This window comes from Paenibacillus sp. B2(2019), from assembly GCF_008370385.1.
GTDB lineage: Bacteria > Bacillota > Bacilli > Paenibacillales > Paenibacillaceae > Paenibacillus_AQ.
Genome location: NZ_VTZR01000020.1, coordinates 153,184 through 178,616 on the forward strand (window position 1 = coordinate 153,184; position 25,433 = coordinate 178,616).

Below are 25,433 nucleotides of genomic sequence, written 5' to 3' on the forward strand. Positions count from 1 at the left end.
AAATAAATTTCTTGCAGCACAAAAAAAACTCCGCTCTTTTAAAGAGCGAAGTTGCGGATGCACATTATTTCTTCTTAATCCTTCGTGTCGTCAAGAAAAGGTTTGTTCACATAATAATACATAACCCCCATCAGAACTCCACCGCCAATTAGATTTCCGATTGTAACGGGCACAAGATTATGTACCACACCGCCCCACGAAACCGTTCCGGGATGGTCAAGGACTAATGCAATTGCAAAGGTACACATATTGGCAATACTATGCTCATAACCGGAGATGAAAAAACAGAATACGAATAAAACCATTGCGAACATTTTGGCCCCATCGCCCTTTATATTCATCGGGATGAAAAAAGCCATACAAACGAGCCAGTTACAGAGGATAGCACGAAAAAAAAGCTGACCTGCCGGAGCCTCCATTTTATGCTCAACCACATATAGTAAAAAACCATTTACATCCGAACTGTAAAACAGGCCTGTTAAAAAAATCAACAGTGCAAATGCAGCAGCACCAAGAATGTTACCTATATAACTCATGATCCACATGCGTACAACCTCGGACCATTTCATTTTGCGTCTCAAAGCCGTGTACGTGTAGTAGAAAGTATCTCCGGTAAATAAATCCCCTCCACCGTATGAGATTAGGATGATCGCTGCTCCAAAAGTAATCGCAGCCATTGGATACGCAAATGGTGAATGCTCCATATAGAAGTAGTTGCCTGTCTTGAATGCTACAATTACGCCGAACCCGATAAACATACTGGCCAGCATGGCTCTGGCAATATAGCGCAATATACTTTGCCGATAGATCTTTTGTTTCTTAAGTGCTAATTGTTCAACCTGTAGCAGCGCCTCGTTCTCCATGTGACCTCCTTAGGAATTTGGGTTTTCCAGCTAGTTATGGGCTAATCGTGCAATCTTGCGTTATTATACCCAATAACCAGCTGGAAATTACTTGAACCAAATCATGGTAAAAATCCTAAGTGTCCTCATTCATTTTCGCAATCGCTTCTGCTCTTTCACTACTGGCTACGATGATAAGCACGAGTATCAAGCACCCTAAGATCATATGCCTATCCTCACTTCCTCCACATGTAGTCTTGTGACAACTTATGTGTGAAGATAGGGCTTTATGATTGAGTATTGGCGTTTAAAAAAGCCTGTTGAATGAATTCAACAGGCTTCTCAATCTATTCTCTGTATTTTTATTATTGTCAGAAACAATTTAGTTCAAGAAACTGCTCAGTTGACTCTCAGCCTCTCCTTGCTTCAGTGCCTGAGGCTTGTCCGCCTCATTTAGTCCTAAACGATTGCCTAGTTGAGTATTGATTGCCGTCATTTTAGACGTATAATCCTGGCAGCTCTCAATAATGCGACGGTTGGACTGTTCTGAAGTGTCTAATGCGCTAAGCAGATCACCGATCGCTTGATTCACAGCTTCCATAGACATAGAAGGCTTAGACAGCAACTCGGTGGTTTTCTCTGTAGTGGTACGCAGCAGACGTGCATTTTCTTTAAATTGATCTTCAATCGTCTTATTCGTCGCTTCTACAGCATTGATGACGTTCTCCTGATCCGCTAAAGACATCGCAATCATTGCCGACACCGTGATCAGATTAGAGGTCTTATCAATGGCGTTATTCACGGAATCAATCAGCTTGTCATTATTGTCATTAATAATATCTGTAGCAGCAATCGCTTGATTATACAGCAGAATCATTTCTGTCATCGACTGAATTCGAACCATCACTTTACGCAAACCGCGCTCCAGATAAGCTTTACGGTACTCATTCTCAGGCTTCGCGATCTCTACCTCGAACAACTCTTTCAACTTAGTGCCGAAAGCAATTTTGGTCTGTAGGTTATAGATCTCTTCCATAGAAGTACGTTTCAGCTGACGCATATTCACAATGCTCTCTTCGAGGGTATCTCTACCATCGCGAAGCCCTGTAACAATGGCATCAATGTTCGTGCGGACCGACTGATATTTGTACACATAGTTCTTCATCGGACTCTTGCGTAGCATCTTGCCAAAGAAGCTCACATTCTTACTTTGCTGCAGATTCTCACACTCATTCCGCAGCTTCATAATCATGTTAGGCACTTCAACGCGTTTACCAGACATCAGGTCATTCACCGGGCGATCCAGCAGCTTCAAGGTTTGTCCTGCTTTTTCCTGCGTCTTAACCCCAAGCTTACCGATATCATCCATCAAGGAATCCAGTGTAACAGTATCCGTTTGGGATACCTTCTCAATTAATTGTGCCGCTTCCTCGACTACCTTTTGTTCATCTTCTTTTTTTAATTGGATCAACTGCGTGGACATGGGATTCCCTCCTATAATTCGGAACTGCTGTACCGCTGATGAATCAGTTCCGCCTTCGTCTGAAGTTCCATCAGGTCTTTATGTTCGATCGTGGACGCAATATCCGATATTTTGGAATCGACATCTCTTAGACCGTTCAGCAGCATTCTCCGATTCTTCGTCTTTGCTTCACCGCCTAGGCGTAAGAACGGGTTGATTACACCATTCAAATCCTTCAGAATCAATCTGCGGACCGTATGATTAATCTCGCCGTTATTCAGCTCCTGCAGCAGTGGAATTACACGTTGAAGCCTCGCGAAGAGTGCCAATGATTTCTCGACAATTTCATTGTCCAGCGTATCCTTCTGCCCTTCTGAGATAATCATATCTTCCAGAATGCTAAGATACTCCACAACCGGAGCGAACTCCGGTCCAATCTTCACCGCGCTCTCAGTTCTACCGTCATAGCTGTGATTACCTGATGTAGTATCATTTGTCGTGTTGCTTAATTGAGGAGCACTCGCAGCGGGTGTCGGAGCAATAGGTGTCGTCACAGGGCCTGCTGGCAACACCTCCGCTGGGAGATTGGTTTTTGGACTTCTCGTTACCAGAGCACCTATCCCCGCACCCGCTAAAGGCAACAGCAGAGAGATGAATTCGGGAAGAAAAGAACTCGTTAATACAGCAACAACGTAGCCGATACCGGCGTAAAGCAATACTTTCGATTTAAACTGAATTGTTCTCACCTCTTGTGAGCGACTTTATGAACGCTCAATTCACGGCATCCGGAATGACAGATTGGCCGTTTATTTTCATAATCATCGGTTGCTCCAGATGGCTAGCCAATACATCACCTTCAAAATTCATAGGCTGAACCTCGCCACCGAGTGCGCTTTTGACGGCTAAATAAGGAAAGTTAATCCCTGACAGACATGACATATGCAGTCCACCGGACATTCGTGGGTTAATTTCCAACAGCTTTGGAGTATCTCCATTGTATTTCATTTGAATATTGAAATTGAAGGGGATCTTGTAAACTTCTGCAACTCTAGCTGCAATCTCCTCCAGTTCAGGAATATGCTCCATCAATCGCAGACGACCGCCCACTTTTCGACGTGGCACAGCTACTAACAGCTTACCGTTCTCATCTGCCAGACAATCTATACTATACTCGTAACCCTCCAGTAATTCCATCACCATCAAATCAGGGAAGGTCTCTTTGCTTGCAAGAATACGATAGGCATCATCAAACGTAATCAATGGAGTTACATACCCAAAAAGCTCTTGAAGAGGATCGCGGGTATTGTCGATAATACGGAAGCCTAACCCGCCTTCTGTTTCAGTAGGCTTAAAGCAAACACGATGTCCCTTGGCAACAAGGTCCTCGTAAGCGTCTTTAAACTGCTCCGCTGTACTAACTACATGATAATCCGGGATACTCATAATGCCCTGCTCACTAACATTCTCGTAAAATTTACCTTTGTCCATAATGGACTCCAGCAAATCAAGATCTCTACAGACCAGAACCTTTGTACCAATCGCATCAAACATTGCCGCATGGAGAGCAATATCAAGCATATGCAACCGTGGAATAAAAACATCGATCTCATTACGCCGACAGAAATCAACGCAAAACTGAACATATTCTATTCCCTTCAGCGCCGGCTCGGTTTCAGCAAAGTCAGCACCTTGTAGCGACATATGGCGGATATCCGGGTGTGTCGCAAAGATTTGAACCGGTATACCATCCTCGTTATTGCGGAGGAGATTCATATAATGGTAAGCCACGGAAAACCAACGATTGAAATAAATATTTACCTTTTTCATAGTGGCCCCACTCCCAATGCAGTTAGATTATTATAGATCATATTTACATACTGCAAAATCTCATCTCCAGCAAATACACCTGATTCTTTCGTGAATGGATATCTTGATTTTACAAGACCACTCTGTTGCTCTGCAAATATTTCACCATGGCAAGGGGCAATAGCATAGTCGGCACTCTCAAGCAGACTCTTATCTAGCAGTGAGTCCCCGGAGGCCACCATAGGTTCAGAGCGAACGGTGCGCCGCAAATGGAGTATAGCGTCGCTTTTGTTCACGGCAGCCGGCACAGCGTACAACTTGCGGCCTTGTAAAGAAACTCTCCAGCCGAGATTATAGAGCCGATCTGATAGATTAGTGATTTCATCTAAAGGCAACTGATCCCGATAAACCATGAAGGAATAGAATAGATCATCACAATAATTCTCACTAATGATCCAATCCTCACACACGACCGCCTTGATATATGATCTAACCTCTTCAGCCCCAGCAGAGTGACGAGCTACCAATCTACCGATTGATTCTCTCCATTCCTTATCGACAACTCCACCGATTAGGATATTCCCCCCATTGCTCGTAACCGCATAGTCAGGTATGACCGTTTCTTGAAACAGATTAATGCGCTTATATTGTTGTATCGTACGCGTAGTAACCGGGATGAAAATAATCCGCGTGTTCAGATCCATCAGCTGATTTAATGCTTGCTGCGAAATGTAGGATCTCGTCTTTCCCTCTATAATTTCCGCCGGAATTAGACCTGGGGTATTCTCCGGCACACCTATTGCACCTAAAGAATAGATCAAGGTACGATCTAGATCACTAGCATATATCATTCTGTCTCCCCCTTCAGCGGTTTAATTATTCCGCAGCAGGAGTACGTCATCCCAGGAAAGATCTCAACAGGAACGCCCCGGTCCTTCGCTAAGAGAAGAATATGCTTTAGATTCGGATTATCCATAGTATCGACAAGAATTTTCCAAGGTACTCTACGCAGTAATACGCGGGTTGTTTCGCCGACTCCCGGCTTTATCAGATTAATGTTATCTATACCGAAAGTCTCCTGAATACTCTGAATATCACGAAGACCCTGCCAAGTGATTTCTGGCGGATGCACCAGCATCTGTCCAACAATATTCTTCGCTTCTGCTACTACGGATGGAAAATACGGGCAAATCGTATCAATAAATACATTGGACTCGTCCGCATCCAGCCACTCCTTATAAAACTTTGAACCATGAAATTCCTCAGGACCAATGAGATCAGCATGTAACACCGTTCGGCTCATCAGCCCTGAAACGGTAGAGTTTAAGCAGGCGCTAGGAATGAGATAGTCTTCTCTAGTCCCAAACATGCCTGCGCAGTTTCCCGGGTCAGCCAATACGGCAAGATCATCATTTAAGCGAATACCATACTTCTCATAGAGGGTGTTGCAAGAATCAATCAGCACCCCACGGATAGCCCCTTTTCCTGTCCACCCATCCACAAACTGCAAATCAGCATCAAGTCCATGCTTCTGCAGAATGTAGAGTATCGCATTCTCATCTATACCTTTTCCTCGAATAATAGAAATACTATAATGCGGCAAGTCTACCTTGTATCTCTCAGCTATATAACGCTTAATCAGTATACCAATGGGTGTTCCTGCTCTAGCTAAAGAGACAAGCACCGTACTTAGTCCTCTTCTTGAGACAATCATCTCAGAAACAATGGCAACAGCTAAAGCTACCTTCTTAGCTGATTGCTGCAGCGTCTCATGAAACAAGTCGATATACTGCTCGGTAGGCTGATATTCAACGGGCAACATCTCAGAATAATGGACACCCGATTGGATAGCTTCCTCCCTTTCCTCTGTCGCAAGCTCCAGCGAAACGTCACTAAGATCCTTGAGCAGAAACGTAACATCTGACGGTGGATAGCTACCTAGCAGAACCGGTTCTGCTATTTTTTTGTCCATGACTTTATGATTACTTGTTCCCTTCATACTGGAGGCCTCCACTTCTTCCTTCAGGAGTCAGTACAATAAGATGCACTTTATGGCGGGCAAGTGTCTTCAGTATATCAAGCATGGGTTTCATTCGTTCATGCGGTACATCACGCTCAATCAGCACGAATATATCATCATACTGATCAGAATCCACATTATAAATAAAGTTTGTAATTTCCGGATCGCTAGCTGAAGGATATGCGGCAGCACTATGCACTCCGTAATCTGGTCGACGTTCAGGGTGGATTGGACTGCGAGTAGAGGACTGATATGAAATGCCTTCCCCCATCTCAGCAGCTATCCGCATAGGAAGGTACATAAATTCCCCTACACCCATCACTAGAGTCTTAGAATCTCCCCCTCGTAGTTCTCTTAGCTGAGCGGCTATCCGGGTTACTCCTACATCAAGATCATCATTATTCAGCGACTCCAGCCCGAAACGTCCGCTGTACTTCACATAAGGAGACGAGTTGGTGTCACCATATGAATCTACGGATGTTGCCTGCAGACGTTCTAAACCGTCCACTACATAAGTGGTCACTACTTCGGATTCCACTGAAGACGGTAACAAATCTTTGTCATTCCTAGCATTTAGCAAAGGCGTGCCTTTTACTTCAATACTTCCTTGAAGCAAACACAAGGACTTAATCCGAATCCCCAGTTCCTGTTCTAATTCGCTATAGGTATGAAGATTATTACCGCTCCTCCAATCCAAAATAGAAACGACTACGTATTCCTCCCGAGGGAATTTGGACTGAATATCACGGATCGTATTAATTGCTGTATTCCCTGTTGTAATCTCATCATCCACCAAAATAATCGGCTCAGTCCCTGATAATAGCTTAGTATTCAAGGCGTAACATAGATGGTCAACCGCATGTGAATGCTCTTCTTCAAAGCTAACAATGGACTCCAAATCGATGATATGTTCACGGGTAGTATGAATATATGATGCTGCATCGGCAAACATGTTGTACACACTGTGACCCAGCGCAGTTGCAGTCTCAGCAAAACCAATAAAGACAACAGGCCTAGGAAGAACTAATCTTGCAGCTAATAAATGCTCATAGGCTTCCTTGGCAGACTCAGGGTGCATCAGTCCGTGTACAGCTTTATCTAATAAATCTTCCATCCTATCATTATCCGCAGAATTACCGTTCATCTCCTGATATAACAGCAGCGCTAATGCAGCACCACTTAGCAGAGAGGTGTACGGATTAACAGGGATATGTTTACCAAGTACCTTGCTGACGAACAAAAAGGAGCGTTTCTTATTAATCCGGGCTGCCATGGAGAATAAAGTATCCACAGGCAAATGAAAGGGATTAGATGTTTCGGTAACCGTAACCTGCAGGTTCTCGACTATGTTATACGTGTGTAAATTCGTTTTCGGGTAATAATCCGACAAAATGCTGTTGTTCATGTAACACCCCGTATATTTGTGATCGTAGTAAAATCCGTTTTGCCCAGTTCAAATGTGGCTTAATCTCGTTCATCTTATTAGAATATTGACTCTTGAAGACTCCTAGGCTGCCATCGTTACTCTCTACGATACTGCAGGCGTCAACATATTCCTCGTGCATTACCGTGTACATGGCCTGAACAGGTCTGAGGTGTGAGGGATGTATAATCGTCTTGCCCAAGATCCCATTTTCTTTATCTAAAATCACTTCACGAATAAGCCCATCCATGCTGCTAGAAATGTAACTATTTCGCATGTCGCGGCCGTTTTTACCATAGGTGTCCTCAAACGGAGTCTGCCGTAGCTGTGGTCTGAGCACCCGATGCCCTTTATTCGCAAAATATTCCCAGACTGGTCCGGAAATTACATACCCTTCTTCCACTCTGCCAAAAATATTAATAATATCCGATATGCAGTCTCGAATAGGGGTAAGATCATAAATACTAATATCAGGACTACGGCGCAGTCCGAATAAACTTGAGAAGTCTGTTGCTCCAATTCTAACGTTCAACACATATTCGCGGTAGTTGCCTAGCAAATTACGAATAGATAAAAGACTATCTACCCGGCTCTCCCGGTAAATAATAGGCGCACTTTCCAGGATTGGCATGCCATAAAGCACTGGGTCTGAGTAACTGCGCGTTCTATTGTAATCGGCTATCGCCTCGAAATATTGGATTCCGTTGTCGACCGAAAACTTAGGGAAAACAAACCCTGTTAACATCGTAACCAAAGACCCTAACCGAAAAATCAGCTGCCGTAGCTGCTCCGGGTTACGAACTCGGATGAAGAGAAGCGGAAGACTATCACTCCCGCTTGGCTCGTTCTCCTCATATGCGGCGAGAAAAATAAGATGCTGAATGAGAGACTCCTCTGCATGGTCAACCTCGTTATCTCCGATCGCATCCTCCAGATCAATAATAACGGTTACAAGTCCTGCACTTTTAAGCTTCAAAATGTCTTCGGGAACACTAGCACGAGTTGCTGGCATATAAAGGGCAGCTCCAACAGCATGAGCCAGCAAATCTTTACTCGTAGTATTATGGTTAAATGAAATCGGCGGATTATAAAATAAGGCTATTTCTTGTTCTTTCGTCAGGTAATCGAAGTATCTCAAGATGGTTCCCCCTTATAGTTTTGCGAAGCCAAGCAAAACAAGCGCAGGCCTCTCCTATAGAGAGTGGCAGAACCAGCTATACCCTATCCGGTTCTCTCATATATAAGTGAAGGCCTACGCTATAAACATATACGATTACCTGAAAGCAGCAGTGTTCAACTAGCTTTGAAATCAAGCATTTCTATGGGCTTCTTTTTTCTTACGCAGTACGCTGTAAAGGATCGTACCACCGAATACAAGAATAATGATTGAAAAGAATAATACATGTGGCATTTCGTACCCAAAAGCGCCCGCGAGCATTTTACCAGCAATAATGGCAATAAGCGCAAAAGCGGCACGCTCGAGTTCCGGAATTTTATCAATAAGCTTCAAGAATAATTGCGCTACTCCCCGCATCATCAGAACGCCTATGATTCCGCCCATAAAGAGCACCCAAACCTGGTTACTAACACCAAATGCAGCAATAACACTATCAATACTAAAAGCAATATCCATTAATTCAACAAGGAGAACCGTCTTCCAAAAAGAGAACCCCTTATTCTCGATCTTCTCATCGCCACCGCCCTTAAATAACCCGCCATAAGCGATATAAAAGAGATAGGCTGCACCAAGAACCTTAACCAACATGAATTTAATAAGAAATGTCCCTAGACCGATAGCCAAAAATCTGAATACATAAGCTCCTATAATACCGTAAAAGAGCGCCTTCTTCTGTTGTTCTTTAGGTAAATGCTTAACCATGACGGCGAGAACAAGCGCATTATCTGCAGAGAGCAGTCCCTCTAGCAGAACTAAACTACCAATAATGCCCCAGCTAACCGGGTCTGAGAGCGTACCTACCACATCGCTCCATGAGAAAAAATGACCGTAGTTCTCACTAATATTCCTAAAAAAATCAGCGAACCAATCCATTACACTTGCGCCTCCGAAAAAATCGTCTATTTACTGCCAGCAACCCAGCGCAGTCCCCAACCATATGCCTCATCAATCTCCCGATGACCACTGTAATATTGGACCAGCCGTTCAACACTGAATGTCTCGTTATTCACATTCCGAAATAACGCGATAGCACACATGCCTTTGCGGTTGTTATGCTCGTCCAAATTGACAATAATATCGGGGCCACCACTCTGGGTAATCGTGACAACACCGTCAGCTTCTGACCAATTGGTAACACCTTTATAAATAAAAGAAAAAATTAGAATCCGTTCAATATCAGCAATTTTGCTGCCATTAATCCGCAGATTCTCACCGGTTGTTACAGAACCTGTCCGGTCATCTCCATCAAGCATGACATAAGGAGGTTGGTTCAATGAGCCAAAAGCATTGCCCAGCGCCTGAACTACTCCCTTACTGCCATTCTTCAACTCATATAGACAAGCAAGATCTAAATCTACACCATTTTTACGATTAAATAGCCCTCCACCCTGCTTCTGATTCCAGTTGAGGTTAATTAGCAATTCGCCCAAACCACCAGCTGATTTCTTCAGGTTGATCGAATCGCCTTTTTTCTTCAGTTCGATCTTCTTCAGGTTGAGATTGACCGGAGGGGGTGTTACAGGTGAAGGCGCAGCTGCAGGAGGAGGTGGAATCTGAATCTTAGGCTCCGCTACCGGCGCTGATTGGCGTTTAAGCTCTGGCTGCGGCGGAGCAGCAGGCTTAGGCACTGGTATTGGTGTCGGTGCCGGTTCATCGTTCGCTTCTATCCCAAAGTTCCTACACAGTTCCTGTAGACCACCAGCAAAACCCGCGGCAATGGCGCTGAATTTCCATTCACCGTTATATCTATATAATTCTCCTACCACAACAGCCGTTTCCACGGAGAAATGATTTTCAAGATCACATCGGAGAAGCTCCGCACCTGTTACTTGATTCAGAATCCGAAAATAGGCCTGATTTACCTGCCTAAAGCTTTGACCTCGCTTCTCGCCATCATAAATGGTAAGTGTAAACGCGAGTTTCATCACATCAGAAGGAACTTTGTTTAGTTCCACGTCAAATTGCTTGAGGCTGTTTGATGTAGGCATCTCCTTATATCTGATATAAGGTGTAGACGGATTATTATAAAATATCAAATCCTCATCTTTGCTTACTTTACCTTGCGCTCCAAGCAGAAAAGCAGAAGTATCAATCTCAAGTGAAGATGGCGATTGCCAGCCAATCTCTACGATAAGAGAATCAAGTCCAGGATTCCCTTTAGTTAAATCAACCTTTTGTCCTTTGACAACTGTAATACCCATTCTTACACCACCTTTATAAATGGAGCAAGCATAAACACCTTCGGCGTCCTTATAAGGACGGCAAGCGTTTAAGCGAGAAATATAAGACATAATGTATCGTGTGAAACTTATATTTTCTTATATTTTTAAATAACCCCACAAAGTGGAGTTTATACTTCGAGACCCATTCCATTTCCTTTGTGAGGCAATCCATAAAGAATTAAAAAAAGGGCAGGATCGGTGATGACCCCGCCCGGAAGATGCTATTGCGCGTCCAGCCCATAATTTTTACACAATGCGCTAAGGCCGCCGCCAAAACCACTACCTACTGCCTGGAATTTCCAATCCGCACCATTGCGGTAGAATTCGCAGAATACAACTGCCGTCTCTGTTGAGAAATCTTCACCCAGGTCGAAACGGAGTACTTCACGATCTGTGGAAGCATCCACAACACGTACGAAAGCATTGGAGACTTGTCCAAAGTTCTGTGCACGAGTTTCGTAATCATAAATCGTTACGGTAATACCAATACGCTGAATATGGGCAGGGACTTTGCTAAAATCAACGATAATTTGCTCGTCATCTCCGTCGCCTTCTCCTGTACGGTTATCTCCCGTGTAGACTACAGAGCCTGCGCCACCATTTGGGTTGTTATAGAATACAAAATCATCTGTACCTTTAGCTTTGCCGTCTTCATGAAGCAGAAACGCTGAAGCATCGAGGTCAAAATCTTGACCTCCACTATACTTATTAGTGTCCCAGCCCAATCCAACTACTACCTTTGTCAGACCTGGATTAGTCTTGGTAAGATCAATCCGCTGTCCTTTGGAAAGACTGATCGTCACTGACATAACCTTCTTTCATGAGTAGATTCAGTTCACTGTGTACTACAAGATTTATTGCAAGCCGTAATCGCGAGTCAAACCGCTCAAGCCGTCTTTGTAGCCGCTACCGATTGCATTGAACTTCCACTCTGCACCATGACGGTACAATTCACCGACAACAACGCCAGTTTCAATAGAGAAGTCTTCACCCAAATCAAAACGGATTAGTTCTTCATTGTTCAAATCATTTACGATACGTACATAAGAACGAGAAACTTGACCGAAGTTTTGGCTTCTTGTTTCAGCTTCATAAATTGTAATAGTAAAAGCTACCTTTTCTACATCCGCTGGGATACTCAGAAGATCCACTTGAATCTGCTCATCATCACCATCGCCGTCACCCGTACGGTTATCACCTGTATGAACAACAGAAGCGTTCTCGTTCTGTTTATTATTGAAGTAAATGAAGTTGGTTTCTTTTTCAACTTTGCTGTTCGCATTAGTCAAGAATACGGAAACGTCCAAGTCGAAATCTTTACCGCCGTCATATTTATTAGTGTCCCAACCAAGACCTACTGTGATTTTGGATAGACCTGGATTTGTTTTTGTTAAATCGATCTTTTGACCTTTGGATAGATTAATTGCCATGATAACATTCCTCTTTTCTTTTATTTGGATTATACGTAGCGTTCTGCCAGTTGATTGATATGTGCCGCGTGACTACCCTCACCAATTGCGGCGAACTTCCACTCTCCACCTTGACGGTAAAGTTCCCCACAAATAAGCGCCGTATAGCCATTGTAATTATCAGATAGGTTGAAACGGATTAGCTCATTGTTGCCTACAGCGTTCATCACACGGATATAAGCTGATTTAATCAATCCGAAATCCTGTTTACGGTTCGTGGCATCATAAATATTCACAACTACCAGAACCTTGTGTACATCGGAAGGAATGGCATTCAGGTTAACCATGATCTGCTCATCGTCTCCGTCACCATCCCCCGTGAGATTGTCTCCGGAGTGAATGACAGAGTTACAAGGACTTTGCTTGTTATGGAAGCACACCAGGTTACCCTTCTTAACTAGCTTACCATTCTCGTTCAGCATCAGTGCTGAAGCGTCACAGTCCACGTTGGCCTGTTTCTTCACACCGAAGAATCCTCGAGCTGGCTCAGCCGGATCCCAACCTAAACCTACAATTACGTTAGATAAGCCTGCATTACCTTTTGTGAGATCAATCTTCTGACCTTTTACCAGATTAATTCCAGCCAACTTTACGTACCTCCATTCTCTAAAAAGAATCACCATCTATTAGTCTAGCTTTTGGATGTTATATGAGTGATACGCTAAAGAACTAAATACGTTTCATCCGAACTCATGTATATGGTATTACATCATTTATAAACTGAATTCACTAGGGTTTAATCCCAAGACACCGCAGATATGCCGTACAACTGCTTTTTCATTGTCATCAAAATCACCATCAGCTGATCCAATAGCTGAGCATACACCCACAATTACACGTCCCACATCTGGTTTACCGGTAAACTTACCAATTGCTTTCAATGCTTCCTGCTTACCGATTTCTGGTGAGAACTCAAAGTTACTTACATAAAAGTTGAACTGGGTAATGACGTCTCTCATGTCAAACACCTTAAGCTCATTACTCATATTCATGTAACCAGCCATTTTATTCTTTTCAGCTTCTTCTATTTTACCGTCGGCAGCAGCAACCAAGGCGCAGCCCGCAACTACCGCATTCATGAAATCTTTATTTTTGAATTTCTTTACTTGTTCTGTTAGTCCGTTTTTGGTTGTGTTCAACCAGTTTTTAAATGTGCTCATCGTTTTCTCCTTCTATCACTGCAAGATTATGATAACAAAAGATATCCCAGAGCCTCCTCTCCACGTATCCGACAGAATTTTCATAGTAGATCCCTGAATCACGGTTTACTCTTCTAATATACCTGATAAAATAGCAATATTCTACTTTTCCAGACTTTTACAGTACTTTTGATAGAAAAGATTGTGTCCGATCTTGCACAGGAATTCCGAACAATTGCTCCGGACTGCCATCTTCCACGATTTCGCCCTGTTCCATGAACAGCATACGATCACCAACCTCACGCTCAAAGCCCATTTCATGGGTCACAACGATCATCGTCATTCCCTCACTTCTCGTTGAAACACCAAAAAAAGCATTGCCAGAGATTCTATCCTCTCTAGCAATGCCTTTAGCACATTTAACTGTGAATTCTTTTAAAGAATGATGTCCCCATCATAAGAACCAATCATTTTGTACAGTTCCGGCCGGCGATCACGGAAGACGCCCCACTCGATCCGTCCGACTTCCAAAGCATCCAGATCAAATTCGCTCACTATTACAGCTTGCTCGTCTCGGCCTGCTTCAACAATTTTATTGCCTTGCGGTCCCGCAATGAACGAAGAGCCGTAGAAATTAATGCTAGAATCTTCATCAATTTCTTCACCGATACGGTTGGAGGCAACGACTGGAATAAGGTTAGCCGCTGCATGCCCAAGCATACAAGTCTGCCAATGATCCTTAGAGTCGATCGATCCATCCTGTGGTTCTGATCCGATAGCGGTTGGATAGAACAGAATTTCTGCTCCCATCAGGCTCATCACTCTAGCCGCTTCCGGGTACCACTGATCCCAGCAAATCCCTACACCAATCTTGGCATAGCGAGTGTTCCATACTTTAAAGCCAGTATCCCCCGGATTGAAGTAGAATTTCTCTTCATACCCTGGGCCATCTGGAATATGGCTCTTGCGGTATTTGCCCAGTATCGTTCCATCGGCGTCGATTACAGCTAGTGAATTGTAACGTGCGTAGTTCTTTTTCTCATAAAAACTGATTGGCAGCACCACTTGCAGTTCCTTGGCTATTGCTGTGAAGTGATTAATCGCTTTGTTATGCTCAAGCTCTGTTGCATATGCGTAATAATCAGCCTTCTCTTTCTGGCAGAAATACGGAGTCTCGAACAACTCCTGCAGCAAAATAATTTGTGCTCCCTGTGCCGCCGCTTCTCTGACCAATGTTTCGGCTTTGCTGATATTCTCATCAATATTGCTGGAACAGCTCATTTGCGTCGCAGCTACTTTTACATTTCTCAAGAATCTGTCCTCCTTATATATAAATGTCCCTTTGGACGTTTAGTTTCCTTCAATTATTGCTGAGCAGGCATTTGTTGCGTAGTGCAGTGAACGTTCCCGCCCTCGGTGATGACCGCCATACCGTTAACTGTACGAATCTTACGTGCCGGGAACAAACCAGCCAGTACTTCCTCGGCAAGTTTATCTGTTTCCACCGCCGTACCGCCAAACACAGGCAATATAATTCCACCATTTACGAAATAGAAGTTCAAATAACTGAGCGTCAGACGGCTGCCGTCATGATCCACCCGTGGTGGTTGCTGAATCTTGATGATTTCCAGCTTACGCCCTTTGGCATCTATGGCATTCTCCAAAATACGAAGATTCTCCTGTGTAATCTCAAAATTCTCGTCCTGCGGATCCTCACAGACCTGAATAATGACTTTACCTGGAGCAGCGAAGCAAGCAATATTATCCACATGACCATCGGTTTCATCACCACTTAGACCACGCTTAAGCCAGATAATAGTTTCTGTACCTGTATAATTGCGCACGTACTCTTCAATATTCTCGCGCTTCAGATCCGGGTTGCGGTTCGTATTGAGCAGACATTCTTCTGTAGTAATCAAGGTGCCTTCTCCATCCGTATGGATCGAGCCGCCTTCCATCACAAGCGGCGCATCAAAGCGTGTCACTTGTGAGTGTTCGAGAATCTGTGGAGCTACCTCATCATCCAGATCCCAAGGTGAATATTTACCGCCCCAGGCATTAAACTTCCAGTTCACGCCTGCTAGAACGCCGTCTTTATTAACAACAAAGGTAGGCCCGTTATCACGCAGCCAAGCATCGCTATGCTTTATAGGTAGTAGCGTTACATTCGGTCCGCTGACCAGACGTTCTACCTTTTCCACGTCCTCCGGGTTAACGATGACCGTAATCGGTTCAAACTCGGCAATAGCTGTAATAATGTCAGCATAACCTTGGCATACCGACTCATGGTTGTCCGGGAAACACATAGATTCCTGCACCGGCCAGGAGATAAAAGTACGTTCATGCTTGCCCCATTCCGGTGGCATTGTATAGTTCAAATCTTTAGGATTCATGTGTTAACTACCTTTACTATTATATTTGGAGCCAGCCCTGCCCTAAAACTCCTACCTCATCATACAATAATATGTTCTAGTGCTCAATTCCCTAGAACACTAATAATGTTGGAAGAAATTCGGGTCACATGTGATCTGACTGAGCTTATAGTGTAATCCTTTTTACCACATCGCCCTCAAAATCCTTAACGATGAATTCTCTACCCTCAAGGATACCATAGGAATTCGGATTATTCTCTTTAGGCAGCGATATCGAACCGGGATTCAGCACGTATACGCCCTCTTTTACATCCGCAACGGGAAGATGGGTATGCCCCTGAATAAAGATATCCTTCTCAGATAGTGCCGGTAAATTCTCAATACTAAAGCCATGACCGTGTGTAACATAGATTCGTCTGCCTTCATGCAGGAGCATCACATAATCGCCCATCATCGGAAACTGCAGCAGCATCTGGTCTACCTCAGCATCGCAGTTACCACGTACTGCCGTTATAGCCTTCTTTTTGTTATATTCATTCAGTTTATTAGCAACTCCCTGCGGGTCATAACCCTTCGGCAGTGGATTTCTGGGACCGTGATATAAAAAGTCTCCTACGATTACAAGACTGTCTGGCTGTTCTTCCTCTACCTTTTCCAAAGCCCGTTCTAACCAGAATAAAGAACCGTGAATATCGGAAATAAACATTAGCTTCATCATGTATTCTCCTTTTCGACTTAAATAGATCTTGTGCTTAGGTTTCAATTTTAACCTTGAATAGGCAAACAACGCAAAAGCGGACGTTCCTCCAAAAGGAACGCCCTGCCCTATATGCCTCTATTCTTACGGCAAATTCGATGATCCCATCAAGAATCGGTCCACTTCGCGGGCTGTCTGACGCCCCTCATCAATGGCCCAAACTACAAGGCTTTGTCCGCGGCGCATATCACCTGCTGTGAATACCGCCTCTACATTGGTCGCTTGTGCTCCGAACTCCGCCTTGGCATTTCCGCGCTCATCACGTGCCACCCCAAGCTCACCTAGCACAATCTCTTCGGGCCCTGTGAATCCTAATGCGAGTAGTACCAGCTGTGCCTTTAGAACTTCTTCACTGCCTGGTACTTCAACCGGAACTATCCGTCCCTGTTCATTGCGAGTCCACTCAATGCGCACGGTATGCAGCTCCTGCACATGTCCACCATCGTCACCAACAAAACGTTTCGTCGAAACGAGATAACGACGTGGATCTTCCTTATACAGTGAAACCGCTTCTTTTTGGCCATAGTCCACCTTAAGAACCTTTGGCCATTCTGGCCACGGATTGCTAGGCTGACGGGTCAGTGGAGCTTGTGGCATAATCTCAAGCTGGATCACACTACGACAGCCGTGGCGGATCGACGTAGCTACACAGTCTGTGCCAGTATCCCCGCCACCGATTACAACTACATCCTTATCTGCCGCAGACAAGTATTCACCATCAGCAAGCTCTGAATCCAGTAAGCTCTTAGTATTCAGTGTCAGAAACTCCATCGCCTGATGAATGCCCCGCAGCTCACGACCCTCTATAGGAAGCTCTCGTGCCTGCGTAGACCCGCCACACAAGATAACAGCATCGTGCTCCGCCTTGAGTTGTGACGCCGAGATATCTCTCCCAATCTCTGTACGAGTTACGAATGTAATGCCTTCATCCGCTAGCAGGTCTACTCGGCGCTGAACCGTCTTCTTATCCAGCTTCATGTTCGGAATACCATACATCAACAAACCACCAATCCGATCTGCCCGTTCATACACGGTCACCGAATGCCCTGCCTTGTTAAGCTGAGCTGCACAGGCAAGACCTGCTGGACCCGAGCCCACTACAGCTACCTTTTTACCTGTGCGAGTAAGCGGTGGCTCAGGAACAATCCAACCTTCTTCAAAACCTCTATCTACAATCGACTTTTCAATCGACTTTATCGTTACGGGCTTGCCGTTCATCCCTACTGTACAAGAACCTTCACAAGGTGCCGGACACACACGTCCAGTAAATTCAGGGAAGTTATTGGTCTTATGCAGATGTTTCAGTGCAACCTCCCAGTTCCCACGATAAACCATATCATTCCATTCAGGAATCAAGTTGTGCAGAGGGCAGCCGGAAGCCATACCAGACAACAGACGTCCTACATGACAAAATGGCGTACCACAGTCCATACAACGTGCGCCTTGCTCGCGCAGATTCTCTTCATCCATAGGAATCGAGAATTCATCCCAATTCTTAATCCGCTCCAGCGCCTCACACTCCGAAGGCGTCTGCCGTTCAAATTCCAAAAATCCGGTTGCTTTCCCCATCTCTCTCATCCTCTCTAAATATCCCCACAGATATATACTTCCTAAACCGTTAAAAAAGAAAAGTACGCGCTATGTTTGTCTGCTGCCAAGCCTATGGCACTCTAAAGCGCCAAAGTAAATGCCTTCATATTAACATCCAATATCATCATCGAAAATGAGTAATGTCACCTTTTTATGTAAAATGAAACAATCAAATTAAGAAAATGGAAAAACAAAAAAAAGCACACAGTGTACTGTACCTGATTAAAGTACGTTACTCCGCATGCTTTTCAATAATGATCTTGTAAAAGACTAATTATTTCGCCGTCAGGACTACTGTCCCAATCCCATTTACAGTTAGCTTATTTCCAGTCAGCTCCTGCGTAAGATCAGCCCCGAAGATGGTCTTCCATGCTCCAAGCTGCGGCAGAACCACAGTGGTCTGTTCAGCATTCGCATTAAAAAGAACATAAATATGCTTCGCTGCATCTCCTCCAGCATGGCCACGTAGCGTGTAAGCTACTGCACTTGCCGGTGCCTTTTCAAAAACTAAATGGTTCTGAATGTCAGTTGCTGTTCGCATACGGAAGGCCGGGTGAGCTTTACGCAGTTCGATTAACTGTTTCATATACGCCACATCTTCCTGATGCGCGGCGCACAATTCCCAGTCCATACGATTGATCTCGACCGAAGATTTATAGCTGTTCTCCACCCCGTCCTTCGTTCGCATAAACTCCTGCCCTGCATGGATAAAAGGAATCCCCTGACTCATGAACACTATCGCAGAAGCTAGTCTGTGCATGGAACGGCGCTGAGTAACCGTCTCACCCTCGGTGGACAATACGATTTTATCCCATAAGGTATGATTATCATGACACTCCACATAATTAACGTTTTGCTGAGGCTCCTCGGCAAATTGCTTAATTCCTGGGCTGAAGTCAATTCCTCCCGCAATCCCCGCCTTGATCGCAGGCTCCAGACCCATCATTCCACTGATGAAGCCCGGCTGATCGTACAAAAAGATATTTCCTTTAATAGCATCCCTGAAATCATCATTAAAATGTCCGATTCCCGGCATAAGGGAGGCATTCTTCTGATGAGCGAGCCGTTCCATCGGTAGCTCAGTCCCCATCATCCAGCCTTCACCGATCGTCATGATAGACGGATCTATTCCATCCAGACGCCGCCGGGTTTCCCGCATCGTATCGACGTCCATCAAGCCCATCAAATCAAAGCGGAAGCCGTCGATATGGTATTCTTTAGCCCAATAGACCACGGACTCCACAATGAAGCGGGACATCATCAAGCGTTCTGTAGCCACGTCATTGCCACAGCCTGAGCCATTCGACAGGCTTCCGTCTTGTTTATAACGCAAATAATAGCCAGGAACCAGTTTAGTGAAATTCACGCGATATCCGTCGTACACATGGTTGTAAACAACATCCATAATGACGCGGAGTCCACGATCATGAAGCGCTTGAATCATTGTTTTTAGTTCTTGAATGCGTAGTCCGGGCACATAAGGATCTGTAGCATAGGAGCCTTCAGGAGCATTGTAGTTCTTCGGATCATAACCCCAGTTAAAATGAGGCTCATCCAGCTTCGTCTCATCTACACTCTCTGTAGAATAATCATAAATAGGCAATAGCTGCACGTGGGTTACACCGAGATCTGCGATATGATCGAGTCCGGTGAGAATGCCCTCTGGTCCGCGGGTTCCTTCTTCCGCCAAAGCGAGATATTGACCCTTATGAGCCATACCGCTTGCTGGATGAATGGATAAGTCACGCAAATGAAGCTCATAAATAATAGCGTCTACAGGATCCTCAAACGACGGCTTATCTTCCGTCCACCGCTCAGGGTCCGTCTTGCGCAAATCTAGAATAGCACCTCTGTCCCCATTCACGCCGACAGCACGCGCGTAAGGATCAGCTGCTTCATTCCACTGTTCACCTAGACGCACTCGGTAGGTATAGAACTTGCCATCTAAATCACCGTCAACCGTAGCTCTCCACGTTCCCCGAATATCGCGAATCATAGCATATTTGGACCCCGCAGCTCCCTGCCATGAATCATAAATTACTAGCTCTGCCTCCTGAGCCGTAGGGGCCCACAAGCAAAATGATGAACAGGCCGATGAATATGTAAGTCCGAGATCATCCCCGTCATAACTAAACAACTGATCAAACTCCTGAGCGAATACGGAAATCCCTCTAGTAGTCGCAGGATCACCATAATAAATCGGTTCCTTCATTTCCTTTTGTACGGACAAAGCACCTATCCCCTTTTCCAGTTATTAACTGGATTATAGTATGATCCTCGAATTTGTGCAAACGTTTGGACTCAAAATAACCAGATCATTTTTCCAGGGTAATTGCATAGCTAAATCACGATTAACTAGGCGTTTCTAAGATATTCATTCCCACCATCGTAATGATGTCTTTATTTGCATAATATGGGATGCGGCGTTCTTTACAAAGAGCAATCCTTCCATCCTTATACCTCACGCCATTATCCTGAACGATGAGGATTGGACGATCCCCGTTATCAGGTACTTCATATCCTATTCCTAATACCCAATGGTAATCGTAAGCAAAATTCCCTCTCCACCGAAAATTAAACCATTTATCAAATTTAACAGCTACTGGCCGACCTGCATCAATCTCCACTTTATACACATCGAAATCGTTAAAAGTAGAGACAGAAAGCTTATGTCCCCCTTTTGGCGAGATTGAAGAGTGGATATAAGCTGTGATCCCCTTTACAAAACTACGTGTACTCATCCCCAAAGGGGTACCTCCGTGATGACTGTATATGTAATTAATATGAGCTGCTTTAGAGTGAAAATGACCTTTGCCACGAATAAAGTCCATTCCTAGCTGGGTATTCCAATACTCGGTTAAAGCTGCCAGCGTAGCTGGTCCACATGCAGAAGACGGGGATGAAACCCCAGCCTCCCACTGTGTGTATGGATCTACCGATAGTTTGTTACTGAGACTGGAGTTTCTATGCCTCATCAGGATGGTTCTCCCTTTGAAGAGTTCGGCTTAGAAGCTGAAAGGGCAGGGCCTTCCGGAAGTAAAATCACATTTTCACCAACATCCATAGATCCCTCGGAATTAGATCGTGATTCCATTTCCTGTTCGGGCTTCTGCTCTGCCTGAGCAATATCTTCCTCATCGCCCTCATATTTACTTTCAGGATTAATCTGTAGCGTGAAATAGAAATTAGAGCCGTTTCCTTCGCTACTCTCCACCGCAATGGCTCCGCCCATCAGCTCGACAAGCTTCTTGCAAATGGCTAGTCCTAAACCCGTCCCGGCATACTTACGATTAAACGAGGAGTGGAGCTGGTAGAATGATTGAAACAACTGATGCTGCTTTTCTAAAGGAATACCTATCCCCGTGTCTCTGACATTAAACTTCAAAGTCGATTTCTTTGAAACCACGGACAATTTCTGCTCCACATAAATACAAACATTACCTCGGTCAGTAAATTTAATCGCATTGCTGACCAGATTAACCAATACCTGACGTAATCGTCCTGCATCTCCCATAATGAACGTAGGAACTCCTGGTGCCATGCTGTAAGACAGCTCAAGATTTTTTTCCAAAGCCTTAGCCATAAATAGATCCGTTACACTGTCCAGTACCTCTCGAAGATGCACGGGCTCATTTACGATCATCATTTTTCCGGCCTCAATTTTACTGTAATCGAGAATTTCATTCAGAATATATAGAAGAGAGCTACTGCTCTCCTTAATAATATTTGTGTACTCACGTTGTTCTTCATCTAGTTCTGTCTCGGCAAGCAGATCAGTCATCCCCACAATGCCGTTCATCGGCGTGCGTATTTCATGACTCATAATGGCTAGAAACTCTGATTTAGCCTGGTCCGCTTTTTCCGCAGATTCCTTCGCCCGAATGATCTCCTTCTCATCTGTAATATCCCTGAACACGACTACAACACCCTTAGGTTCACCTTTATCAAAAAGAGGGGTTACTTGGTACTCCGCAAGAAAACTTGTACCATCTTTACGCCATAAGACTGCATCCTTGCTCTGGTAAGATCCCCCTGACCTAATGGCTTTGATAAGTGGCGACTCCTCTGGCCGGTAATGGATCCCATCAAGCGCTGTCTGCTGAATATGATCTAGATAGGTATGACCCATGATCTCATCATGTTCATAGCCGAGCATATGCAAACCTGCAGGGTTGATGAAGGTCACCTTCTCCTCCATATCCAGTCCAAAAATACCCTCAGATACTGCATTTAATATAAGGGTGTACTCATTGCTTAGCTTCTCAATTTGTTCTGTATATCTTATACGTTCCGTAATGTCACGGGAAATACCATATACACCAACCACTTGATCGTCTACAATGATCGGAATATTAGTGGTATTAATCTCTACAAAATGCCCGTCTTTATGAATAAGCGTCAGATCATAGCTTTGGGGATAGCCCTTAGCAGCTAAGTTAAAATGATACAGCGTCTTCTCCATGTCCTTCTCATGCACAACGGGACCAAAGTACATTCCGATCAGTTCTTCCAGCGAATACCCGGTCAGCTTCTCCAGATTCGCATTGGCTGTTAAATAATCCCCTTGCAAATTCATTGAGTACACAGCAGAGGGATTATATTCAAATAAGGATTTATAGCGCTGTTCATTCTCCTGAAGCTTGAATTCGAACTGTTTGCGCTCTTCAACTGCATGACGCGAGATTAAATCCAGCGAATTCTCGGAAATCAATCTATAATTACGTTCACTTTGATAAATCTGTTCCTCTAGATCTCGTTGATCTGCCATTTGTTGGTCTGCAATCTTTCGGTCTGTAATATCTTCGGCGTACACAATAATACATGAAGGGGCTTGTCCTGCTGTTACAAATCCTGAGAATGTCAGGGAAAGCCATACCGGTTGATCCCCTTTGTAAAAGCATTCTTCCTTCTTCCAGCTCCCTGCTGGAGAATTCTGAAGCTCGTCCATCACCAATCTATAGGAAAGCTCTTTCGAAGACGTCTGTCTATTTTCCATTTCTGCAAAAATAGCCCCAGCAAGAAACTCAGCTTCCGTAAAGCCAAGTAAATTGCAAAAAGCCGGATTGACCTTCAGCCAGTTGCCCTTACCATCGTTTAAAGACAGTACGGCTATTCCCTCTGGGGACCTCATAAATGCATGTTCCAACATTGTGCTATATTCTACCGCGTTATCCATCTACGCCAGACCTCCTTTGTTGCGAACGTTGCATCCTTTATTCCATCCTAAGTTCAGTATACGATAAGAGAAGTGAGTATAGAAATGCCCTGCGTATTATTTTGAATAGGGAATAGTTTAATTTTAAATATTGACTGGATGGCCTGAGGCAAACTATTATTAAACATAATAATATCGTTCGTGACCTATTACGCTGGAAGCACCCGTAATAAAGGCTTTTGCCTTTGCTACGGGTGCTTTTTTTTGTTGCCATTAGGTAACGACAATAGGAGGAGAATAAATGAAAATATTTAAGTCAGTGCCCTTACTACTGCTTACGATCCTGCTACTGCTAAGCACATCATCAGGAGCTATTGCTGCATCTACAACAGAAATAACCCCCTCTGTTAAAGCGGCTTTTGATCTGACGGCCGCAACGGCAGATGGTCCTGCCAGGGTTAAGCTGACTTCTCTTTACAATGATTTATCCACCTTAAAGCTGCAGTATGATCAGCGCGAGGAGCAAATCCGAATCCTTCACTACAATAATGAGCAATCGCTAGTTGTGGTTCGTCAACAAATTATAGGGATTGATCTTGAAGCAGTGACCCGATTGGAGGCCTCCGTTAAGAGTAGCAAGCAGCGCTATCAGCCCTTATTTGACCAGTATAGTGCACTTAACAAGCGAATTAGTATCGCCAAGTCACTTAAGGACAAGACCTTGAATACCGTACTGCGTGCCCAAGGTGATGCTATGAAGATCTTGGTTCAGTTGGCACGCCAAGAGATCAGTGACAAGCAGAATCAGCTGAACGCCGCGAAAAAGAAACGTTCCCAAAAGATAGCCGAAGCTCGTAAAACCTTGTCTGGCATTGAAAGTCCTCAAATCACGATCAAATCTAACAAGAGCGTGATCACCTCGTTAAACAAACGTGTCTCAGCAGATTGGACTGACTTTAAAGCAGCGATTCGCAAACAAAACCTTACCCTAACCAACCAGTCCTTAGCTGCCCTGGTCTCCGGTTACCGTCAGATCGCAACCCATAAGCAAAAAATAATTGAGCTCGAACAAAAGGTTTCCCTTGTTATTGCAAATACGAAGAAGCAAATCAGTTAGCGGACTTCTTCTTCTCATTTGCTCTGCGGTATGCCATCACTTTGCGGTACATGCTTTTATTAGAAAGATGTTTGAAAATATATGGATCTGGACTCGTATTCACTTCAATAATCCAAGGCGTCATGTGGTTATCTAATCCTACATCTACACCAATCTGTTTAAAGCCAGGATATTTCTTATGGTAGAAACGTCCGGTATCCTCACCTAGCTTTCGCAATATCTTAAGCATCTGAGCTTGCTGAGCATCGTTCAAATAAGGCGACAGCAGCTTTTCCATAGACATTAGCGTGCCACCGTTATGATAATTGGTAACAATCTTGCCTTTCTCAGCTACTCGGCCAATCAATCCGGTAGTTTCCCATTTGCCACGCGGACTGAGCTGGACCATCACACGGATATCAAAACGATGCTTTCCATGCTTTAGCAAAACAATCCCTCTCTGAATCAAGTAACTGCGTCCGCGTGTCGCTTTCTTAAGGGATGAATAAAAGGTGTCATAGGCTCCAAAGGTTTTTATCTTTGTTCCACTTTGGTATTTGTATTCTGTTCCATGAGAATCCTTACTCTGTTCAACCTTCATTACACCATTACCATAGGTGCCATGTTCCGGCTTAACGTAAATCATCCCATATTTCAAGAGCATCGTTCTTAAGTTTGCTTTACTAAACTTCACTGTTTCTGGAATGAGCGGTGAAATCTCGGAACTTTGCATGAGCACCTTGGTTTTAATCCATTTGCTGGTCAACGCAGACTTTAACTTCGTTCCCAATTGCCCTCTCCCCTGTCACTAAATAATGATCACAGCCTTGCTTAACCTTAGTATTTTATGCTCCGACTATATGAATGGAATGGGTTGAACGCCCTCTCCGCTCTCAGATGTAT

At 44.3% G+C, this 25,433-nt stretch carries 23 protein-coding genes and 1 pseudogene; 1 reads left to right on the plus strand and 23 read right to left on the minus strand.

What is annotated here, in order from left to right; translation table 11 throughout:
• Positions 1-74 precede the first annotated feature (74 nt).
• The 22 genes and pseudogenes from PAENI_RS18405 to PAENI_RS18510 form a co-directional block, all read right to left on the minus strand.
• On the minus strand, positions 75-863 hold the full coding sequence (locus PAENI_RS18405) for a formate/nitrite transporter family protein (RefSeq protein WP_149646263.1): 789 nt from the start codon (positions 861-863) through the stop codon (positions 75-77).
• 361 nt (positions 864-1,224) lie between these two features.
• Positions 1,225-2,325 carry a toxic anion resistance protein gene (locus PAENI_RS18410; protein ID WP_042184271.1) on the minus strand — a complete coding sequence of 367 codons (1,101 nt, stop codon included), beginning with the start codon at positions 2,323-2,325 and terminating at the stop codon, positions 1,225-1,227.
• 11 nt (positions 2,326-2,336) lie between these two features.
• On the minus strand, positions 2,337-3,041 hold the full coding sequence (locus PAENI_RS18415) for a hypothetical protein (protein ID WP_076285216.1): 705 nt from the start codon (positions 3,039-3,041) through the stop codon (positions 2,337-2,339).
• A gap of 34 nt (positions 3,042-3,075) precedes the next feature.
• Positions 3,076-4,131: an ATP-grasp domain-containing protein gene (locus PAENI_RS18420; RefSeq protein ID WP_076285131.1), complete on the minus strand. Its 1,056-nt coding sequence runs from the start codon at positions 4,129-4,131 to the stop codon at positions 3,076-3,078.
• A complete protein-coding gene (locus PAENI_RS18425; protein ID WP_076299898.1) occupies positions 4,128-4,961 on the minus strand; it encodes an HAD family hydrolase in 834 nt (277 codons plus the stop codon). Before PAENI_RS18425 ends, PAENI_RS18420 begins: the two co-directional genes overlap by 4 nt.
• Positions 4,958-6,109, minus strand: a complete 1,152-nt coding sequence (locus PAENI_RS18430; RefSeq protein WP_149646264.1) for a cysteine protease StiP family protein — start codon at positions 6,107-6,109, stop codon at positions 4,958-4,960. The genes PAENI_RS18425 and PAENI_RS18430 overlap by 4 nt, the downstream gene beginning before the upstream one ends.
• The gene (locus PAENI_RS18435) at positions 6,093-7,535 is read right to left on the minus strand and encodes a phosphoribosyltransferase family protein (protein ID WP_149646265.1); all 1,443 of its coding nucleotides are present in this window, start codon (positions 7,533-7,535) and stop codon (positions 6,093-6,095) included. Before PAENI_RS18435 ends, PAENI_RS18430 begins: the two co-directional genes overlap by 17 nt.
• Positions 7,480-8,691 (minus strand): HpcH/HpaI aldolase/citrate lyase family protein, encoded by a 1,212-nt coding sequence (locus PAENI_RS18440; RefSeq protein ID WP_231573371.1) that lies wholly within the window; start codon positions 8,689-8,691, stop codon positions 7,480-7,482. Before PAENI_RS18440 ends, PAENI_RS18435 begins: the two co-directional genes overlap by 56 nt.
• A 171-nt stretch (positions 8,692-8,862) precedes the next feature.
• Positions 8,863-9,603, minus strand: coding sequence for a TerC family protein (locus PAENI_RS18445; RefSeq protein WP_042123539.1), 741 nt, complete (start codon positions 9,601-9,603; stop codon positions 8,863-8,865).
• A gap of 26 nt (positions 9,604-9,629) precedes the next feature.
• Entirely contained in the window at positions 9,630-10,931 is a 1,302-nt protein-coding gene (locus tag PAENI_RS18450; protein WP_149646266.1) for a TerD family protein, read from the minus strand.
• Positions 10,932-11,173: 242 nt separating this feature from the next.
• On the minus strand, positions 11,174-11,755 hold the full coding sequence (locus PAENI_RS18455; RefSeq protein ID WP_076299900.1) for a TerD family protein: 582 nt from the start codon (positions 11,753-11,755) through the stop codon (positions 11,174-11,176).
• Between the two features lie 51 nt (positions 11,756-11,806).
• Positions 11,807-12,382, minus strand: a complete 576-nt coding sequence (locus tag PAENI_RS18460) for a TerD family protein (RefSeq protein WP_042184261.1) — start codon at positions 12,380-12,382, stop codon at positions 11,807-11,809.
• A gap of 29 nt (positions 12,383-12,411) precedes the next feature.
• Positions 12,412-13,008 carry a TerD family protein gene (locus tag PAENI_RS18465; RefSeq protein WP_076285126.1) on the minus strand — a complete coding sequence of 199 codons (597 nt, stop codon included), beginning with the start codon at positions 13,006-13,008 and terminating at the stop codon, positions 12,412-12,414.
• A 126-nt stretch (positions 13,009-13,134) separates the two neighbouring features.
• Complete coding sequence (locus tag PAENI_RS18470) at positions 13,135-13,581, minus strand: tellurite resistance TerB family protein (RefSeq protein WP_149646267.1); 447 nt, start codon at positions 13,579-13,581, stop codon at positions 13,135-13,137.
• A gap of 157 nt (positions 13,582-13,738) precedes the next feature.
• Positions 13,739-13,909: pseudogene (locus PAENI_RS18475) on the minus strand (peptide ABC transporter ATP-binding protein); the annotation flags it as partial.
• Between the two features lie 86 nt (positions 13,910-13,995).
• Entirely contained in the window at positions 13,996-14,871 is an 876-nt protein-coding gene (aguB, locus tag PAENI_RS18480) for an N-carbamoylputrescine amidase (RefSeq protein WP_042184256.1), read from the minus strand.
• Between the two features lie 53 nt (positions 14,872-14,924).
• Positions 14,925-15,953 (minus strand): agmatine deiminase family protein, encoded by a 1,029-nt coding sequence (locus PAENI_RS18485; protein ID WP_149646268.1) that lies wholly within the window; start codon positions 15,951-15,953, stop codon positions 14,925-14,927.
• Positions 15,954-16,098: 145 nt separating this feature from the next.
• Positions 16,099-16,647 (minus strand): phosphodiesterase, encoded by a 549-nt coding sequence (yfcE, locus tag PAENI_RS18490; protein ID WP_149646370.1) that lies wholly within the window; start codon positions 16,645-16,647, stop codon positions 16,099-16,101.
• 126 nt (positions 16,648-16,773) lie between these two features.
• Positions 16,774-18,258 (minus strand): glutamate synthase subunit beta, encoded by a 1,485-nt coding sequence (locus PAENI_RS18495; RefSeq protein WP_149646269.1) that lies wholly within the window; start codon positions 18,256-18,258, stop codon positions 16,774-16,776.
• A 295-nt stretch (positions 18,259-18,553) separates the two neighbouring features.
• Positions 18,554-20,509 carry a type I pullulanase gene (gene pulA, locus PAENI_RS18500; protein WP_149646270.1) on the minus strand — a complete coding sequence of 652 codons (1,956 nt, stop codon included), beginning with the start codon at positions 20,507-20,509 and terminating at the stop codon, positions 18,554-18,556.
• A gap of 121 nt (positions 20,510-20,630) precedes the next feature.
• Positions 20,631-21,254, minus strand: coding sequence for a C39 family peptidase (locus tag PAENI_RS18505; RefSeq protein WP_149646271.1), 624 nt, complete (start codon positions 21,252-21,254; stop codon positions 20,631-20,633).
• Positions 21,254-23,455 (minus strand): PAS domain S-box protein, encoded by a 2,202-nt coding sequence (locus PAENI_RS18510; protein WP_149646272.1) that lies wholly within the window; start codon positions 23,453-23,455, stop codon positions 21,254-21,256. The genes PAENI_RS18505 and PAENI_RS18510 overlap by 1 nt, the downstream gene beginning before the upstream one ends.
• A gap of 280 nt (positions 23,456-23,735) precedes the next feature.
• Between PAENI_RS18510 and PAENI_RS18515 the strand changes: the two genes are divergently transcribed.
• The gene (locus PAENI_RS18515) at positions 23,736-24,551 is read left to right on the plus strand and encodes a hypothetical protein (RefSeq protein WP_149646273.1); all 816 of its coding nucleotides are present in this window, start codon (positions 23,736-23,738) and stop codon (positions 24,549-24,551) included.
• Here PAENI_RS18515 and PAENI_RS18520 read toward each other — a convergent pair.
• The gene (locus PAENI_RS18520; RefSeq protein ID WP_256716337.1) at positions 24,544-25,320 is read right to left on the minus strand and encodes a YheC/YheD family protein; all 777 of its coding nucleotides are present in this window, start codon (positions 25,318-25,320) and stop codon (positions 24,544-24,546) included. The two genes, PAENI_RS18515 and PAENI_RS18520, sit on opposite strands and share 8 nt — an antisense overlap.
• Positions 25,321-25,433 lie beyond the last annotated feature (113 nt).

Bases quoted from the DNA above. Each gene is read 5' to 3' on its own strand.
- PAENI_RS18435 (WP_149646265.1), bottom strand. From the start codon at position 7,535: ATGAACAACAGCATTTTGTCGGATTATTACCCGAAAACGAATTTACAC.
- PAENI_RS18470 (WP_149646267.1), bottom strand. From the start codon at position 13,581: ATGAGCACATTTAAAAACTGGTTGAACACAACCAAAAACGGACTAACA.
- PAENI_RS18430 (WP_149646264.1), bottom strand. From the start codon at position 6,109: ATGAAGGGAACAAGTAATCATAAAGTCATGGACAAAAAAATAGCAGAA.
- PAENI_RS18510 (WP_149646272.1), bottom strand. From the start codon at position 23,455: ATGGATAACGCGGTAGAATATAGCACAATGTTGGAACATGCATTTATG.
- PAENI_RS18460 (WP_042184261.1), bottom strand. From the start codon at position 12,382: ATGGCAATTAATCTATCCAAAGGTCAAAAGATCGATTTAACAAAAACA.
- PAENI_RS18445 (WP_042123539.1), bottom strand. From the start codon at position 9,603: ATGGATTGGTTCGCTGATTTTTTTAGGAATATTAGTGAGAACTACGGT.
- PAENI_RS18405 (WP_149646263.1), bottom strand. From the start codon at position 863: ATGGAGAACGAGGCGCTGCTACAGGTTGAACAATTAGCACTTAAGAAA.
- PAENI_RS18420 (WP_076285131.1), bottom strand. From the start codon at position 4,131: ATGAAAAAGGTAAATATTTATTTCAATCGTTGGTTTTCCGTGGCTTAC.
- PAENI_RS18485 (WP_149646268.1), bottom strand. From the start codon at position 15,953: ATGAATCCTAAAGATTTGAACTATACAATGCCACCGGAATGGGGCAAG.
- PAENI_RS18495 (WP_149646269.1), bottom strand. From the start codon at position 18,258: ATGGGGAAAGCAACCGGATTTTTGGAATTTGAACGGCAGACGCCTTCG.
- PAENI_RS18515 (WP_149646273.1), top strand. From the start codon at position 23,736: ATGAAAATATTTAAGTCAGTGCCCTTACTACTGCTTACGATCCTGCTA.
- PAENI_RS18410 (WP_042184271.1), bottom strand. From the start codon at position 2,325: ATGTCCACGCAGTTGATCCAATTAAAAAAAGAAGATGAACAAAAGGTA.
- PAENI_RS18505 (WP_149646271.1), bottom strand. From the start codon at position 21,254: ATGAGGCATAGAAACTCCAGTCTCAGTAACAAACTATCGGTAGATCCA.
- yfcE (WP_149646370.1), bottom strand. From the start codon at position 16,647: ATGAAGCTAATGTTTATTTCCGATATTCACGGTTCTTTATTCTGGTTA.
- PAENI_RS18425 (WP_076299898.1), bottom strand. From the start codon at position 4,961: ATGATATATGCTAGTGATCTAGATCGTACCTTGATCTATTCTTTAGGT.
- PAENI_RS18450 (WP_149646266.1), bottom strand. From the start codon at position 10,931: ATGGGTATTACAGTTGTCAAAGGACAAAAGGTTGATTTAACTAAAGGG.